General features: G+C 65.3%; 7 protein-coding genes, 1 tRNA gene and 3 pseudogenes. 2 read left to right on the top strand and 9 right to left on the bottom strand.

All coding sequences use genetic code 11. The features are described from left to right. Positions 1-137 precede the first annotated feature (137 nt). Positions 138-1,837: pseudogene (locus ACSKB9_RS03765) on the top strand (Na/Pi cotransporter family protein). A 49-nt stretch (positions 1,838-1,886) separates the two neighbouring features. On the opposite strand, the gene ACSKB9_RS03770 reads toward ACSKB9_RS03765, so the two are convergent. The 7 genes and pseudogenes from ACSKB9_RS03770 to ACSKB9_RS03800 all read right to left on the bottom strand — a co-directional run bounded on the left by ACSKB9_RS03770 (position 1,887) and on the right by ACSKB9_RS03800 (position 15,163). After that, positions 1,887-3,686 (bottom strand): M23 family metallopeptidase, encoded by a 1,800-nt coding sequence (locus tag ACSKB9_RS03770; protein WP_438071727.1) that lies wholly within the window; start codon positions 3,684-3,686, stop codon positions 1,887-1,889. A 203-nt stretch (positions 3,687-3,889) separates the two neighbouring features. After that, the gene (locus tag ACSKB9_RS03775) at positions 3,890-4,228 is read right to left on the bottom strand and encodes a lipid-A-disaccharide synthase N-terminal domain-containing protein (protein WP_438071729.1); all 339 of its coding nucleotides are present in this window, start codon (positions 4,226-4,228) and stop codon (positions 3,890-3,892) included. After that, positions 4,228-5,020, bottom strand: a pseudogene (locus ACSKB9_RS03780) (glycosyltransferase family 2 protein). Before ACSKB9_RS03780 ends, ACSKB9_RS03775 begins: the two are co-directional and overlap by 1 nt. A 66-nt stretch (positions 5,021-5,086) precedes the next feature. After that, on the bottom strand, positions 5,087-5,932 hold the full coding sequence (locus ACSKB9_RS03785; protein WP_438071731.1) for a phosphatase PAP2 family protein: 846 nt from the start codon (positions 5,930-5,932) through the stop codon (positions 5,087-5,089). Position 5,933: 1 nt separating this feature from the next. Next, positions 5,934-7,678 (bottom strand): annotated as a pseudogene (locus ACSKB9_RS03790) (ArnT family glycosyltransferase). Positions 7,679-7,760: 82 nt separating this feature from the next. Then, the gene (gene pbpC, locus ACSKB9_RS03795) at positions 7,761-9,887 is read right to left on the bottom strand and encodes a penicillin-binding protein 1C (RefSeq protein WP_438071732.1); all 2,127 of its coding nucleotides are present in this window, start codon (positions 9,885-9,887) and stop codon (positions 7,761-7,763) included. Positions 9,888-9,955: 68 nt separating this feature from the next. Continuing rightward, positions 9,956-15,163, bottom strand: coding sequence for an alpha-2-macroglobulin family protein (locus ACSKB9_RS03800; protein WP_438071733.1), 5,208 nt, complete (start codon positions 15,161-15,163; stop codon positions 9,956-9,958). Between the two features lie 288 nt (positions 15,164-15,451). On the opposite strand from ACSKB9_RS03800, the gene ACSKB9_RS03805 reads away from it, so the two are divergent. After that, a tRNA-Arg gene (locus tag ACSKB9_RS03805) sits at positions 15,452-15,528 on the top strand. Between the two features lie 232 nt (positions 15,529-15,760). On the opposite strand, the gene ACSKB9_RS03810 is transcribed toward ACSKB9_RS03805, so the two are convergent. Both ACSKB9_RS03810 and ACSKB9_RS03815 read right to left on the bottom strand, forming a co-directional pair. Beyond that, positions 15,761-16,294 carry a hypothetical protein gene (locus ACSKB9_RS03810; RefSeq protein ID WP_438071734.1) on the bottom strand — a complete coding sequence of 178 codons (534 nt, stop codon included), beginning with the start codon at positions 16,292-16,294 and terminating at the stop codon, positions 15,761-15,763. An 80-nt stretch (positions 16,295-16,374) separates the two neighbouring features. Then, positions 16,375-17,331, bottom strand: coding sequence for a hypothetical protein (locus tag ACSKB9_RS03815; RefSeq protein ID WP_438071735.1), 957 nt, complete (start codon positions 17,329-17,331; stop codon positions 16,375-16,377). Between the last annotated feature and the right edge of the window lie 47 nt (positions 17,332-17,378).

Raw genomic sequence — 17,378 nt, forward strand, 5'->3', positions numbered from 1 at the left:
TCCCCCCGATGGGCCGCCCCACTCGATAGCGTGCGTTGTTCCCGCCGTGGTCGCATGAGAACAAAAAGGGGTTGATCGCCAGTCGATAGACGATACCTATGTTCTTTCGACTCGAATTCGCCGGGATGCCAGAAAGCATGGGAAGCATTGTTCTGCTCGATCTGATGGGGGCGTGGCGCTCCTGCTGTGGGGCCTGCACATGGTCCATAGCGGGATTTTGCGCGCCTTCGGGCCGGATTTGCGGTTGCTGCTCGCCCGGGCGCTGCGCAATCGCTTTACCGCCCTTGGCGCCGGTCTCGGCCTGACCGCCCTGCTCCAGAGTTCGACCGCGACTGCCCTGATCACCAGTTCCTTCGCCGCCGAAGAGATCGTCAGCCTGGTGCCGGCGCTCGCGATCATGCTCGGCGCCAATATCGGCACCACGCTGATCGTGCAGGTGCTGTCGTTCAACGTCGCCGCCATCGCGCCGGTTCTGTTCATTGTCGGCCTCGTCGCGTTCCGCAGCGGGCCGCGCTCCCGGATCAAGGATCTCGGCCGCGTCTCGATCGGCCTCGGCCTGATGCTGCTGGCGCTGCACATCCTGCTCGATACGATGGCGCCCGCCGAGAATGCTCCGGGCGTGCGCGTGTTCCTGGGCGCGATCACCGGCGATCCCGTGCTCTGCATCCTGATCGGCGCCGTCGTCACCTGGCTGGTCCATTCCAGTGTCGCCAGCGTGCTGCTGGTGATGTCGCTGGCCTTTTCCCAGTTCATCTCGCCCTATGCCGCATTTGCGCTGGTGCTCGGCGCCAACCTCGGCAGCGCCATCAATCCGTTGCTGGAGGGCGCGCGGCGCGACAATCCGGCGAGCTATCGGCTGCCGGTCGGCAACCTCGTCAACCGCGTCGTCGGCATCCTGCTGGTGGCGCCGTTCCTGCGCCCGATCACCGAGATCATCTACGCCTGGCAGCCCGATCTCGCCAAGGCGACTGCGCTGTTCCACATCGCCTTCAACGTTGCGACCGCGCTGCTGTTCATCGGCGTGCTCGACCACATGGCGCGGCTGCTTGAGCGTTTGCTGCCGAAGCGAGCGCAGGAGACCGATCCATCACGGCCGCGCTATCTCGACGAGAGCGCGCTGGAGACGCCTTCACTGGCGCTGGCCGATGCGGCGCGCGAGGTGCTGCATATGGGCGATCACACCGAGGCCATGCTGCGCAAGGTGATGGCGGCGATGCTGACCAACGATCGCGCCCTGGTCGACCAGGTGTCGAAGATGGACAACACCGTCGACCGGCTGAACGAGGCAATCAAGCTTTACGTCACGAAACTCACCCGCGGCAGCCTGGACGAGCGCGAGGGTCAGCGCGCGATGGAGATCGTCGCGTTCGCGATCAATCTCGAGCATATCGGCGACATCATCGACAAGAACCTGAGCGAGCTCGCGACCAAGAAGATCAAGCATCGCCTGCAATTCTCCAGCGAAGGCGCCGAGGAATTGTCGGCATTCCACAAGCGCACGATCGACTCGCTGCGGATCGCGTTCGGCGTGTTCATGTCGGGTGATGCCAACGAGGCGCGCAAGCTGCTCACCGAGAAGGCGGCGCTGCGCGCGGCCGAATTGGCCGCCGTCGAGCGCCATCTGGAGCGCCTGCGCGAAGGCCGGCCCGAAACCATCGAGACCACTTCGCTGCATCTCGACGTGCTGCGCGACCTTCGCCGCATCCATTCGCACATCTGCTCGGTCGCCTATCCCGTGCTCGATGCCGCCGGCGAGACCGCCGCCGATCGCGAGAGCACCACCATGGAAGCGACCGAGGTTGCGGCGCCCGTGCCTTCGAGCTCTCCGGGCTCCTGACCCCGGCAAGGCCCGCCGCGCCGGCATGGCGTGATGCGATCTACGCTCGCTATGTCGGCGGCCGATGTTCGGAGCCGAAACGCCGCTGCGGAAGCGCGGAGACGGCGGCCAGTTGGTCGATGCTGTCACGCTGGCGACCGAAAGCCCCGAGCAGATCGCCTAGCAGCAGCCGGCCACCCGACAGCTTCATCCGAAGCGGATCGACGTTGCGGCCGTTGATCCGTACCTCGTAATAGAGGTGCGGTCCGGTCGAGAGCCCGGTCGATCCGACAAAGGCGATCGTCTCGCCCTGACGAACGCGGTCTCCGATCTTCAGCCCGGGCGGGAAGTTCGCGACGTGGGCATAGGTCGTCTCATAGCCGCGGTCGTGCCGCACGCGGATATATTTCCCGTACCCGCGTTCGTACCCTTCGGTCTCGACGACGCCGGCGCCCGCGGCCGCGATGGGCGAACCATAGGGAGCCGCATAATCGACGCCCTCATGGAAACGGCGGTCGCCAAGGATCGGATGAATCCGCCAACCAAAGCCATCGCCGAGCCGCCCGCTCACCACCGGCTTGCGCAACAGGAATTTGGTGATGGACTGGCCGGTCTCATCATAGAAATCGGAGCTGCCATCATCCGGCGCCGTGAAGCGATAGTACCGGCGGGTCTGCCCGCCCGCCGTCAGGTCAATGAAGACCAACTCCGGCTGACCGATGTCGTTCGGCGCGTAGATGATCTCAGCCACATCGGCGTCGCCGAGCGGCTCGTCGAGATCGAAATCGCGGCCACAGAGCCGCATCAGTTCAGCAACGATCCCCTGGTCGACGTGATTGGAGCGCGCAAGCGCGTTAAGGCCGTCACGCAGCGTTTCGCCCGGAACGGAATGCGTATCGATCGACTCACGCAGCGGGCTGTCGCTCCGCACGACGATGTCGGGCTGTTCCGACACGATCGGCTGGTATTGGCCGCCATCGGTGCGACCGACGGCGGACACATCGGAGCCGGCGCGTTCGATCGACACCTTCGCGACATGGCCGCGCGGCGAACCGGCGTCTTCGCCCTGTTCGACGACCGTGATTTTCTCGCCACCGGACAGCGTCTCCAGAGCGCCAGGCGACGGGAAAGCCGCCAGGATCGCCGGCGCGTCCTCCGCGGCCGCCGCTAGCGCCCGCAGAATGGCGGACAGCGTGTCGCCGCTCCTCGCGATAATGACATGTCGACGGTGACGCGACGACGTAGACGACTTCGGAAGGTTGGTGACGTTGACAGCCTCGCCGATCGGAGCCGGCGGATGCGGCACGTCTTCACGGTCAGCATAGGCGCTGGTGCCGCCCGGCAGCGGGCGCCGCGCTGGACCTGTCCGTATGATGGCCGGCAGCTCCGACAGCAGGTCGCGTTGCGAGCCCGGTCGCGCGTCGTCCTTTTCGTCTCCCCGCGCTTCCTGGTGTGGTTCGAGATCGATCTCCGCGAGCCGCGCTGACACGCGGGTAAATCGACGGACCGCGCCGGCATCGCTCAGCTGCTCAATCTTGAGCGCAGCGGAATTGCCCTGCGGGCCGAGCCTCCGGTCGAGACGGTCGCCGCGCCGCGCCTCGTCAACTACCTGCCCTGCGAAGCGCGAAAGTGACACGACCGGCGCGGCTGCGAATCGCGCGTGATCGCCAAACGCCCCGCGAAGCGCGCCGGCCAGAAGAGCGACGGCGGCGGATCCGATCAGAATCGTCCCCGCCATCCAGCGGAGACTGACGGCGCGCCGGTCAGGCAATTTGCGCTCGCCGGTGAGCGGCGGCTCGTCAAGCGACGGAATATTGCGGACGGTCGATAGATAACCAGCCGCTTTCGTCGCTTCGTCACGGCTGGTCATCAACGCCCCTCATCCCCTGGGGCACGGTCTCGAGATGCCGCCACGCCCACGGCAAGCCGTAGATGCCATGCGGCTTGGGGCGAATGTTTGACCTTGGTTCAGATTCGGTCGCAATTGATGCCGGGCTGAGCCCGATGCTGGAATCTATCGAGCTTCCCGAACAAGGCCCGGCATACCGCTCGCCGCTCCGACGATGACGGCAATCAGCTGTCGAGCGTTTTCGACCCGCGGCCGCGGTTCTTCACGATCAGCATGATGTTGCGGATGTAGATCAGCGTGGCGAGACCCTGCCCGATGATGATGACGGGCTCGCGCTTGGCAAGCCCATAGATCAGCGTCATCAGGCCGCCGCCCATCGAAAAGAACCAGAACGCCATCGGCACCACGCTCTGGCCGGCGCGTTCGCTGGAGATCCACTGCACGAGGAAGCGCGCGGTGAAGAACAATTGCGCGATCAGGCCGAACGCCAGCCAGAAGTCGAACTTGGAGATGAACACGTCGTAGAGATAGGCGCTCAGCGCCTGACCGTACTGAATCAGCATCACTTCACCTCGGTCACGCCCGGCACACCAGTGACACCGGGCACTTCAGCGACCACTTCAGTGACGACCGGCGTCGGCTTCTTGCGGCGGATCAGCCACCACACGCCGGCGAGATCCATGATCCCGATCCATAGCCGGTCGAAAAATCCATAGTTCGACACGCCGGAATGGCGCGGCCGATCGACGACGTCGACATAGGCAATCGCCAGCCCCTCGCGGCGGACCAGTGCCGGGAGAAAACGATGCAGCCCGTTCGAAGTAAGGCATCGCCAGAAACACCTCGCGCGGAAACGCCTTCAGGCCGCATCCGGTGTCGCGGGTGCCGTCGCGCAGGATGATGCCGCGCACCGTGTTGGCGATGCGCGATTGCAGCTTCTTGAAGCCGGTGTCCTTGCGCCCGACGCGCTGGCCCGCGGCGAGGCCGACGCGGCCGTTGCCGCTCTCGACCGCCGCGATCAGGTCCGGCAGGAAGGCGGGATTGTTCTGCCCGTCACCGTCGAGCGTCGCCACGATCGCGCCGCGCGCGGCGCGCACGCCGCTGCGCACGGCCGCCGACTGGCCCGACGAGACCGCGTGGCGGAGCTGCCGGAGATTGCGCCGCTCGGCCATGACCGCGCTCAGCCGCTCGCCGGTGGCATCGGTCGAACCGTCATTGATGTAGACGATCTCATAGGCCCAGCGTCCGTCGAGCGCGGCCGCGATCTCGGCGATCAGCGGTGCGATATTGTCCGCCTCGTTGCGCACAGGCACGACGATGGAAACGGCGACCGGCGTCTGGTCGGGAGCAGGCAAATCGGCACTCGTGGTTGGTGTTGTCGGCGATGGAACCAGCCCGATCCGACCGTCGGGCGACCGCTTTTATGGGGCGAAGGCGCTCCTCGCAACCCTTTTGAGACGCCCGTCCGACGGTCCTGACAGCGCCACCACAGTGCCGTCGCGATGAATGGCAAAACCAAGGCGGCGGGCGGCGAACCAGTAGCGCACGACCATTGCGCCGATCACCCCGACCAGCGCGCCGGCCACCACGTCGCTCGGATGATGCGCCAGCAGCACCAGCCGGGTTGCGGCGATGACCAGCGCATAGACCAGCATCGCGAACCGCGCCCCCGGCCACACCGCGGATATGGCAAAGGCCAGCGCGAACGCCGTGATCGAATGTCCGGACGGAAAGCTCGAATAGGCCTCGGTGCCGGCGAAATGCTGGAAGTTGAAGGCATTGGCCTTGCCGCCGACAAAGGGCCGCCCGCGGCCGACGATCCACTTGATCAATTCGCCGACAGCGACCGAGAGCACGACCGACAGAAACAGGTATTGCAGCCTTGTCCCGAAGCCAAGCAAGGTGGCGCGCGGCACGCCGCGCAGCGCAGGCGCCGCCAGCGCGACCACGATCAGCAGCAGGCCAAGCGCGCACAGCACATACTCGTCCTTGCCGAAATCGGTGAGCGTCTTCACCCACCACAGACCTGGCGTGCCGCGTGGCGGCATCAGACTGATCTCGGTGACATCGAACGCATACATCAGCGTGATGATCACGCCGCCGACGATGACGACGAGCAAAAGTCCGTGGCGCGCGGAGCGGCGCGCCGCCTCGGCACGGCGCGAATGCGACGGCGCCCGCATGAGCTGGGCAAAGGACAGCCAAACCAGCGTCAGCAATCGTCCGAAATAGTTGGCGGATTCCGGGTTGGCTGGCAGCGCCGGCATGTCATTCCGTCCCTTCGGAACGGAAGATCGCGATCGAGACCGCCTTGCCCTGCGAGATGTTGTAGCCCTCGACGCGCACCGGCGCGTTGTAGCGCAGGCCAATCGCCTCGGCGCGCTGCACGAAGGCGCGCTCCGAGCGCTGTTCGACCAGCGCGAAGCGGCAGGAGCCCTGCCCGAGGAAATCCGCGGCGCCCGATCCGTCGGTGAGCAGCGTCGAGGTATCGGTCATGAACACGAGGCTCGGCTCGTGGAAACCGGCGGCTGCCGCCTTCGGGCCGACGCAGGTCACGTTACGCAAGGCGCGTGCGACCTCTTGGCTCGGAAATACGGTGGTGAGCCGCGGCAGCACCACGCCATAGGTGCCGGCTGCCATCAGCACCGCGGCAATCACCGCATTGAGCAGCGAGCGCTCGGCGCGGCTGTCCTCGAACAACCACCACGCGATCAGGCCGAACACCATCGCTACGGCGAACAACGGCCAGGCCGGAAACACCGGCTGATGGATCGCCTTGATGGCGCCGACGATCACCAGCACCGCGCCGAATGCGGGGATCGCGAACCACCAGGCGGCGCCGCGCAACAGCCAGGGCGAGCGCGACAGCACGCGCCGCTCCAGCGCGCCGACGGTCAGGATCGCGATCGCCGGATAGAGCGGCAGCACGTAATGCGGCAGCTTGGTCAGCACGGCCTCGAACACGATCCAGGACGGGATCAGCCAGGCCAGCAGGAACTGCGCACCGGGCTCGCGCCGCGCCCGCCACACCGCAGGCGCCGCCATGCCGGCCAGCGGCGCACCGGGCCAGAACGTGATCCAGAACAGCAGCAGATAGAGTCCAGGCGGCGCGCCATGGGATTCCTGCGCACCGAGCTTGCTCAGCATGTCGCCGCCGACCGAGTTGGCAAAGAAGGTCTCGCCGGCGCGCAGAAAGATCAGTACGAACCACGGCAGCACCAGCACGAGGGTCCACATCAGCCCCCAGACCGGGCGCATGCGCCAGAACCAGGCCGCCGATCGATCGAGAATCGCAAGCGCCGCCATCGCAAGGCCGACGAACATCAGGATCAGCGGCCCCTTGAGCAGGATGCCGACCGCCAGCGCCGTCCAGAACACCGCGGGCGGGCCCCATGACGGGTGTGCGGGATCCTCGCCGCGCTGCCACGCCAGATAGACCCGCGCCATCGCACCCATCGCCGCAGTGACTGTCAGCAGCAACATCGCGTCGGTCTTGGCGAGCCGCGCTTCGACCCCGAGCAGCACGCAGCTTGCCATCATCAGGGCGGCCAGCACCGCCCCCTGCCGTGTCACGAAGGCAAGCGCCGTCCAATAGGTCAGCAAAACGGCGCCGATGGCGCCGATCAGGGACGGCAGGCGGTACACCCAGATGCGGACCTGGGCGCGCGGCACACCGAGCGCGGAGACGGTCTTCAGCGCCGCCGCCTGCATCCAGTAGATGCCAACCGGTTTCTTGTAACGGACGTCGTCCTGGAAGCGGATGTCGACGAAATCGCCGCTCTCGACCATCTGCTGGTCGCCTGGGCAAAGCGGACCTCGTCACGGTCGATCGGCGGGATGGTGAAGAAGCCCGGCAGGAACAGCACCAGGCAGGTCAGCGTCAGGAACAGGATCGAACGCCATTGGCTGGCCGTTGCGAACTCGAACGCCATGAACAGCCTGCGGCTCGAATGCGCAGGTTTTACAGACTGTTGCCCTGCTCCGAAGCGCCGGGGTTGGAGGCCATCCACCATGGGTTTCGCATACGATGAAACCGCACCGCAAACAACTGTGCTGTTCCGCTTTCCGACCGTGCCGCTTCGCTTTCCCGTGCGATCATTGCACGCGGATCACAACGGTATCCGCGGCCCCCGTGGCGTCGATCACGGTGAGCCGCGCGAAGCCCGGCCCGGGCGGCTCGATCAGGCGCTGGCGCCGGCTGTCGATGTCCCCGGCTGAGACACCATTCACAAGGACCGTCAGCGGCAGCACCCCGCCGGCGACCTTGACCGGCAGCGCGGCATTGCGGCCGCCCTCGGATTGATCGACATCGATGCGCGAGCCGTTCAGCGGAAACTGGATGTGCGGAGCCTGGTCGTTGCCGCTACGGACCAGTTCGCCGAGCGGCCGGAAGCGGCGCAGCGGCGGCGGCAGTTTCGCGTTGGATGCGACCAGCACGCCGCGTGGTGGCTTCGGCAATGCCGCCGGGATTTTGCCGGTGCGTGCAAAGGCGTCGAACAGGATCGGCGCCGCGGCGGTGCGGCCAACCAGACCCGGCACCGGCGCGCCGTCGGGACGGCCGACCCAGACGCCGATCGTGACGCGGCCGTCGAAGCCGACCGACCAGGCATCGCGATAGCCATAGCTGGTGCCGGTCTTGAACGCGATCCGGTTGTGCACGCCGTTCTCCGGCGGAGGCGTGCCGAGCAGGACGTTGCCGACCTGCCAGGCCGCAGCCTGATCCATCAGCCGCATCGTGTCGCGGCTGTCATTCTCCTGCATGATCTCGCGCAACGGTTTAGTCGCGCCGAGCCGTGCCAGGCCGGAATAGAGCTGAGCGAGATCCTGCAACGTGATGCCGACACCGCCGAGACCCATCGCAAGGCCCGGCGCCTCGTCCTTCGGCAGCACGAGACTGGTGCCGGCCTGCTTCAGCCGCGACGACAGCCGGCTGGCACCGACCCGGTCGAGCAGCGCGATCGCCGGCACGTTGAGCGACAATTGCAGCGCCTTGCGGATCGGCACCGTGCCCTGGAACGTCATGTCGAAATTTTCCGGCGCGTAGGTGCCGAAGCGGATCGGCCGGTCCTCGATCAGGCTGTCGGGATGGACAAAGCCATCCTCGAAGGCAAGGCCATAGATGAACGGCTTCAAGGTCGAGCCCGGCGAGCGCACCGCGCGCGTCATGTCGACCTGCCCGGCCCGCCGCTCATCGAAATAATCCGCCGAGCCGACGCGCGCGAGCACGTCGCCCGTCTCATTGTCGACCACGACGATCGCAACCGAGACGTCAGGCCCCTGCGCGATGGCGCGGTCGCGCGCCAGCGCCTCCAGGTTCCGTTGTAGCGCGGCGTCGAGCGTCAGCTTGATGACGGGCGCATCCTTCATCGTCGCGATCGCCTGATCGGACGAATGCGGCGCCAGGATCGGAATCTGCTTGCGCATCTTCGGCACCGCCGTCGCCGTGGCCTGCGCGGCATCGTCCTTCGACACCACGCCATCCTCGACCATGCGCTCGAGCACGCGGTCGCGGGCGGCGTGGGCGGCGTCCGGGTAACGATCGAGCCGCCGCCGCTCCGGCGATTGCGGCAGCGCCACCAGCAGCGCGGCTTCGGCGAGCGACAGCCGCTTCGGCTCCTTGCCGAAATAGGCGATCGAGGCGGCACGGATGCCCTCGAGATTGCCGCCGAACGGCGCCAGCGCAAGATAGAGATCGAGGATCTGGTCCTTCGAGAGCTGCCGCTCCAGTTCGACCGCCCGCACCATCTGCCGCAGCTTTGCGTAGACCGAGCGCTGGTGGCGCGGCTCGATCAGCCGCGCCAGCTGCATCGTGATCGTCGAACCGCCCGAGACGATATGACCGCTGGTGAGAAGCTGGAATGCGGCGCGCGACAGCGCCAGCGGATCGATGCCGTGATGCTCATAGAAGCGCTTGTCCTCACAGGCGAACAAGAGCTTCAGATAGGTGGGATCGACTGACGTCTTCGCATCGACCGGCAGCCGCCAGCGCCCGTCCGTCATCGCATAGGCGCGGAGCAGCTTGCCGTTGCGATCGATCACCGTGGTCGAGACCTGCTGCGCCCTGTCGAGCGGCAACGGCCCGAGCGAAACGATCCAGGCGGCGAAGGCGCCGGTGATCGCAATAAGGACGACGGCCATTGCGGCCGCGACGCGGAGCGCCAGCCGCCCGCTGCGCTTGTCATGCCCGGGCTTGACCCGGGCATCCACATCCTTCGTTCGCATGGACGCGCCTATGAATGGCCGGGTCAAGCCCGGCCATGACGAGAAGAGTTTGCGCCGCGCGTCCTTGTTCATTTCGCCGGCTTCACCTCAACCGCACCGGTTCCGCTGCGGCCATAGCGCGAGGGATTGTACATGTCCTCGACATAGGCCTGCGGCAGCACATATTTGCCCGGCGACACCGCGCGCACGACATAGGCGACCGTAAACACCGCTTTGTCGTTGGCGCCCCGATCGATCGCCGCCGTGAAGCGGTCATCGCGGAACTCGGTGTTCTTCGGCTCGACGCCGTCCTCGATCCACGCGAGCGTGCCGGAATCCCCCGATGACACCAAGTTCGGGTTGTCGATCTCGAGCCCGGCCGGCAGATAGTCGGCCACCATGATGTGACCGAACTCCGGTTTGGCTTCCGTCACCTTCAGGACAACCGCGAAGCGGTCATTCTGTTTCGCCTTGCTGACATCGGCCGGCTTGCCGTCGAGCGTGAAATAGCTGCGCTCGATCTTGAAGCCGTTGGAGGCCGCCGGCTCCGGCGTGACCGGCGAGCCCGACACCGAGATCACCGCCTGCACCGGCGCATCGCCGGTATTGGTGATCCTGAGCGGCTGGCCGGTCATCTCCTCGGCCTTGTAGCTGCGATAGACCGCGGTCTTGACCGGCTGGCCGTTGATGTCGAGCGCCAGCGTCTCCTTGGCGAGCGCCCGCGCCGCCAGCACCATCCACGCATTTTCCTGCGTCGAGGTGTAGGGCGACAGTCCCCGCGCCGCCTCGACCCGCAGCACGGCTTGGGTCAGCGTGGTGCGCGGTGCATTGCCTTCGCCAGCGAGCGAGACCAGCGCAGCAGCATCGCGCAGCGCCGAGCCGTAGTCGACCCGGCCGAACTCGATCACGGGTTTCGGGTTCAGCGCATCGAGCGCGGCACCATAGACCCGCTCGGCCCTCGCCTTGTCGCCGACCAGCGCCAGCGCCGCCGCAAGCTGGGCCTTGGAGATCGGAGTCGCCAGGTTGTTCAGCTTGGTGTCGGCGAGATAGCGCAGATCGCCGATCGGTGCCGCGCCGTTGCGCGCGAGCACGTAGAGACCGTAGGCCAGATCGCGGCCGCCGTCCTTCTCCGGCTCGTTGGCATTGACCACCGAGTTCCTGACGCGGTCGAGCGCGCTCTTGAACAGCACGTCCGGCACCGCAAAGCCCTTTTCGCGGGCCCGGGTCAGGAAGTCAGTGACGTAAGCATCCAGCCAGGCGTCGTCGCCGCCCGCAGACCAGAGACCGAACGAGCCGTTGGACCCCTGTCGAGCGAGGAGCCGCTCGATCGCGTCGCGGATGCGCTGGTCGACCGCGGTGTCCATCGCAAGATGGGCGCCGGCGGCGAGATCATTGACATAGAGCAGCGGCAGCGCGCGGCTCGTGATCTGCTCGGAGCAGCCATAGGGGTAGCGGTCGAGCGCCTTCAGAATGCTCGCGGCATCGAGCGCGGTCGACAGGCTCGCCGAGACCGAGACGCTGCCCGTGCCCGGCACGAGATCGGAGAACATGTCCGAGGTCAGCGTCAGGCTCTCGCCCTTCGCCAGCGTGCGGATCGAGCGGCGCGCCAGCACTTGCGTCGCCGGCTTGACGTCGAGCGCATAATGCCGCGCCAGCGTCAGCCCGTTCGGCCCGGAGATGTCGACGTCGAACTCGGCACGTCCGGCGCCGCCGGCCTCGAGGCCCAGCGACAGCGAGGAGCGCTGCTTGGCGGCGAGCTTCACCGTCGTGGTCGAATTACCCGAAGCCTTGATCGGGCCGCTCGCCTTGACGCTGATGGCATAGTCGCCGGCTGCGCCTTCGACATTGTCGATATCCATGCTGATGGTGCCCTTGTCACCGGTCAGCAGGAAGCGCGGCAAGGTCGCGGTCACCACCACGGGGTCGCGCACGATCACGTCGACATTGGCGCGGCCGACCTTGGTTGCGCTCCACGCCACCGCCATCACCCGCGCGGTGCCGGCGAATTCCGGGATGTCGAAACTCACCTCGGCAGTGCCGTCAGGCCCGACCGTGACGATTCCGGAATAGAGCGCGAGCGGCTTCTGCGTCGGCGGCGAGCCCTGCAACTCGGCGCCGGCGGAGTCGCCGCCGCTGCGGATCTGGCCGCGGGTACCTTGCATGCCGTCGATCAGCTGGCCGTAGAGGTCGCGGATCTCGGCGGTCAGGCGGCGCTGGCCAAGGTAGTAGTCGTCCGGCGCCGGCGGCTTGTAATTGGTCAAGTTGAGAATGCCGACATCGACCGCGGCGAGCACCACCTTGGCATCCTCGCCGGGATTGAGCCCGCCGAGCTTGACCGGGATCTTCAATGTCGAGCCCGGCCGCACCAACGCGGGCGGCGAAAGTTCGACGGCAAGCGTGCGCGCCTTCTTGTCGATGCCAAACCATTTCAGCCCGATCGCGCGGCCGGGCATGCGCCCGGCGGCGGCATCGAGCGGACGGCGCAACGTCGTCATGACATACGCGCCGGTGCCCCAGTCCTTGCCGACCGCAAGCTTGACCTGCTGGGTGCCCTCCGTGACGTCGACGCTTTGGGTGGTCAACAGGCGGTCGCCGAGCACATAGACCGTCAGCTTGCCTGATGTGCGCGCATTGACCGACACGGTCATGGTGTCACCCGAGGCATATTCCGGCTTGTCGATCGATGTTTCCAATAGATCGGGCGTGTCGGCGCTGCCGTCGGAATACCAGCCGACGTCGAACTGCACCGAGGTGACGGGACCGTCGGCGTCGGTCGATTTCACGTCGAGCCGATAGCGGCCGGGCTGCGGCTGGAAGGCCAGGCGCATCGGCTTGTCGGCCGCGAGGTTGACGTCGCCATCGGCGACGCGGCGGGTCGACTTGACCGGCTCATACTGCCAGGACGAATTCTGCCGGTACCACTGGTAACGCGACTCCAGCTTCAACAGCTCGTAGCGCAGCCCGTTGCGCGGCAGCTGCTTGCCGTCGGGCGCGACGAACACGACGTCGAACTCGGCCTTGTCGCCCTCGGCCACGCTCTTGTCGCCGAACAGCGGCTTGACGCCGATCAGCGAGGCGCCAGGGGCCACCGGCAGCACGATCTTGCGTTCCACCGAGCGGCCGCCGGTCTCCGCCATGCGGATGTAGATCTGGGCCTCCTGTGGCCGCGTCGAGGTCGGCACCTTCTCGAGCTTCACCGGAAAGGTCGCCGCGCCGTTGGCATCGGCCTCCGGCAGGTCCTCGATCGGGGTCCGCTCGTTGCTCGCGGTCTGCTCGTCGTCGACGCCGAACTGATAGCCGGCATAACCGGGCCGGCCGTTCGCCGCGGGCGCTACCAGCATGTCGCCCTCGAGCTGCAGGCCCGAGGCCGGCGCGCCGTAGAGGAAATGGCCGGAGACCTGAAGCTCCACTGGAACTTCAGCTTTGATCACCTTCTCCTTGCTGGTCAGATCGAATTCGACCCGTTCGGGAATGTAATCCTCGACCATGAAGGTGGTCTCGCCGACCGACGAGCCTTTCGGATCGGTAAAGACGCGGGCGCGCCAGGTGCCGGTCGGCACCGCAGAGTTCAACGCCACCGCCAGCATCCGGCCGCCGGCGCCCTGGTCGGGCAGCACGGCGCGGCGGAATTCGACGCCGTCGGGGCGCTCGATCACCATGGTCAGCGGCGTCCCGGTCAGGGCATTGCCCTGCCCGTCGCGCAACAGCGCGGTCAGATAGACGGTCTCGCTGGAGCGGTAGACGCCACGCTCGGCGTAGACGAAGGCGTCCGCGCCGGCCGGGATCGCCCGGCCCGCGACGCCGCGGTCGGTGAGGTCGAACGCATTGGTCTTCAGGCTCAAGAAGGCGTAGTCGGCCTTCTCGCCCATGACAGTCAGCAGTGCCGGCGACAACCCGCCCTCGCCCCGGGCCAGGCCTTGCTCGAACAGCACATGGCCGGCGGCATCGGTCTTGCGGGTCGCCAGGATCTCGTTGTTGCGGGCGACTAGTTTCACGTCGGCGTTGGCGACCGGTTCGGTCGAAGCCAGCGAGTTGACAAAGACGTGGATACCGTCATTGCCGGAGAAGGCCGACAGGCCCATGTCCGAGACGATGAACCATTGCGTCGCCAGCGTGCCGTCGTCATCGGTGCCCGGCCCCTTGGCCGCGGCGGTCATGACATAGACACCGGGTTGCAGGTCGCCGAGCGCCTGGTCGACCGGAAACGCCGTGACGACGTCCTGGTTCAGCGTGGTCGCTGTCGCAAGCTCGCCGGACCACACCTTGACGCCGCGCTGGTCGCCGAGATCGGAGAGCTGATAGCGGCTCAGCGCGCTCTGGAAGTCGCTGTCGATCACCGTGTTGATCAGGTTGCGGTCGCCGATCCGGAAGACGTCGACCTTGACCGCCGGCGTGTTGACGCTGACCACCGGGATACCGCGCTGTCCGGTCCGCGGCAGCACATAGGCCCGCCCGGTGAACCGCACGAACGGCTTGCGGTCGCGGACATAGATGTTGAACTCGGCCGATTTCGGCAGGGTCTCCTTGACGGTCGACGGCAGGCCGGCGCGCAGATTGATGTTGTAGCGCTCGCCGTGCTTGAGCCCGTCGACGCAGAGCTGCTGGCCCTCCGCCGACAAGGCCGGCTTGTCGGTGCCGGCCAGCGCCAGGAACGGCGCGAAGTCGACGCGCTTGGCCAGCTCCTCGGTGAACTGGAAGCAGGCCCGCGGCGACGCCGCGTCGGAATCGACGGTGTAATCGAGCAGCCGGAAACCGTGCTCGTCGCGCATCTTCTCGTACTGGCCGCGGACATCGGCGACCTCGCGCAGGTCGAGCGACAGCCGCAGGCTGTCCAGCGCCGGGCGCCACAGCTTGCGCTCGGCAAGCACTTTGCCGAGCATGGCCAGCGCGTCAGCCTCCTCGCCCGCATTGCCGGCGCGCTGATAGGCGATGTAGGCGGCAGTGGAGGCGCGCTCCATCAGGAACGTCTGTTCGCTGGAGCTCGCCGACCGGATCTGGAAGATCGTCCTGGCGAGGCGCAGCCAGTTGGCGCCGTCCTCGGGCGTGGTCGCCGCGATCTGGCCGAGGATCTGCAGCCCGCCGCGGAAATCATTGCGCTTGAACGCGGCGTCGGCGTCGGTGCGCAGGGTCGCGGCCGACTTGTTGACCGCGCCGGCCTCGCTCTTGATCTGGGCTTCCAGCTTGATCGCGGAATCGGCGAGATCGTCGCGCTTGAAGGCCTTGTCCGCTGCCTGGGCGCCCACCAGGGCGAGCAGCAGCGTGGCGCATATCGTGGCGGCACGAACCAATCCGATCATGATGGAGCTCCTGAACGCCCCGCGGTCGCACGCCGCGTTGGGGCCAAAAGTGCGCGAAAAGGTGACGGAGTGAAGGCGCGGACATGAACGGACGAAAACGTCGCAGATCGCATTGCCGACATTCCTTTGACCAGCCCCCGGCTGCAGCGTCGTGCGGCTCGGCGGGCTGGACAGGCCAACGCAGGGCGGGCGCCCTGCTCGCCTTTGTCGTTCGACCACAAAAATCGGTTCGGACGGACTTGGCGGAAAGGCGGATTTTTCATATTGGCGGTGCTACAAGGCCGCCACGGTCCCGTAGCTCAACTGGATAGAGTAGCGGATTTCTACTCCGCGGGTTGCAGGTTCGAATCCTGCCGGGATCGCCAAATGGCTTTTCCTGCCAATGATTTCAATGGCTTATAGGCAATTTTGTCCAGCCTCGGACTGGGTTAGGCAATTTTCGATTATCGGACACATCGAATCCACTTTGCAGTTTCGCCATAGCTGCAACAGCCAGTTTCTTGCGTGCGGCCTCGCGGCAGCAACGCTCAATCTCTCGGATGTCGGTGTGTCCGGTGATGGACATGATTTCGAGCGCCGTGAAATATGCTCGAAGGGTCAGATGCCATCTTCGCCAGTCGGCACACCCATGTGCCAGGTCTCTATTGGGAGTTCACCGTACTTGGATGCAACGAGGCGTGCGTGCATGACGGGACCCGAGATCTTGGCGCCGATGGCCTCGATGATCTGCAGAACTTCGATCGGGCGAACGAGGTGGCCGCGCAGGATCAGACTTCCATCGTCTCGCCTAACCACGGGGTAGCGAAACAAATGCTCACTGTGAAAATCGGATAGCTTTTCAATCAGAGCTTCCGCGTGTTCAATCTCTATCACTAGGCCGAGGCTCTTTGCCCTTTCGTAAGCCTCCTGAATGCGGTGTTGTAGCTTGAAAACGTCAGCATACCGGATGTCGCGCGAGAGAAGATAGGCTTTGAGCATCAGCTCGAGGCCATGGCTCATCAAAAAGTACGTTGGCGGGATTGTGTCCATTGCAGATTCGTCGCGAATGAGAGTATCCGCAGCACGTAGATAGGCCATAGCCTCGTGCCAAAACTGGTTCGCCAAGATCCCAAGAGGCACACGATTGTTCATTGCAGCCCCACTAAATTATCCTCCGCTCAGCGGCCATACGCCGCGTACCAACTTCAAGGTAGAGCCGTGGGCCTCGATGGCTACCTCGACGCCTCCCAAAGCTGTTTAGCCATCTCCTTATCGTTCTGCCGTTCTTTGTAACGGTCATAGTAGTCGGCGGCTTCCGCAGTGTATCCGCCCCTCTTTGCACAGTCATCGTTCAGCCGAACTAGTTCTCGTTCGAATGTCGCAAAGGCCGCCAGCTCCCTATCAGACAACCACCCGCCCTTCACCGGCAAGTATTCGTTGATGACCGTCGACAGGCTTCTAGTCTCCAGTCGTTCTACAGCTCCGAAGTTGTTCGTCTCCGTGAACCACGGCGTAATGAGCGCTGAATGAGCCATCTCCGCCTCACGAGCCTCTCGGCTCTGCGTCGCCAGGACCTTTGCGGTCAGGTCGCTAGCTTTTAGCGTCGCGAATTCCCGGACAACTCGGCTAAACAGGAAAAAGAAACCAGCCCTTATCATTCCTACCCATGGCTTGACGATTACGGCGCGCTCTTCAGGAGTAACCTTCAGCTCGCTCAATTGCGCATCGATGTCGTCGAGCACTGATTGCTTGTCTTTCGCTGATGGCGTTCCCAACCGGTTGCCCCAAGCTATAGTCAAGTAACTCGCTCGCGCGGAAATCTCGGCCAGTCGTCTAACGGTAGCCAATGTGGCCACCGCTTCGGTTACGGTTTGTCGAAGTTTGGCCTCTACACCGAGAGTCTTGATGAATTCCACCTGCGGCAGGAAGACGATAAGCGAGCCCACGAGAAAGAACGTTCCGAGCGTGAGCGCCGAGACCTTCTGGTTGTTGAACGCCTGATAGACGGCACCTAACATGGCGAACATCGACATGGCCGCTACGAAGTACGAGAAAATGTCCCTGACCTTGTCCATCCCGACACCAACAAAAGCCGAGACTTTGTCTCGGCCATTGGTCGAAGAATACCAGCTTTTGATCTCCTCTAGGTTGCGAGGCACTGTTTTACACAGGTAGTACTGCGCGACCAAAGGCTAATCCTTACCAGCGAGACACTCGCTATAGTTGCGGCGGGAAT

Origin of the sequence: Bradyrhizobium sp. BR 1433 (genome assembly GCF_051547665.1) — a bacterium.
GTDB lineage: Bacteria > Pseudomonadota > Alphaproteobacteria > Rhizobiales > Xanthobacteraceae > Bradyrhizobium > Bradyrhizobium australafricanum.

Excerpts from the sequence above, each read along its gene's own strand:
- ACSKB9_RS03770 (WP_438071727.1), bottom strand. The coding sequence starts at position 3,686 with ATGACCAGCCGTGACGAAGCGACGAAAGCGGCTGGTTATCTATCGACC.
- ACSKB9_RS03775 (WP_438071729.1), bottom strand. The coding sequence starts at position 4,228 with ATGCTGATTCAGTACGGTCAGGCGCTGAGCGCCTATCTCTACGACGTG.
- ACSKB9_RS03785 (WP_438071731.1), bottom strand. The coding sequence starts at position 5,932 with ATGCCGGCGCTGCCAGCCAACCCGGAATCCGCCAACTATTTCGGACGA.
- pbpC (WP_438071732.1), bottom strand. The coding sequence starts at position 9,887 with ATGCGAACGAAGGATGTGGATGCCCGGGTCAAGCCCGGGCATGACAAG.
- ACSKB9_RS03800 (WP_438071733.1), bottom strand. The coding sequence starts at position 15,163 with ATGATCGGATTGGTTCGTGCCGCCACGATATGCGCCACGCTGCTGCTC.
- ACSKB9_RS03810 (WP_438071734.1), bottom strand. The coding sequence starts at position 16,294 with ATGAACAATCGTGTGCCTCTTGGGATCTTGGCGAACCAGTTTTGGCAC.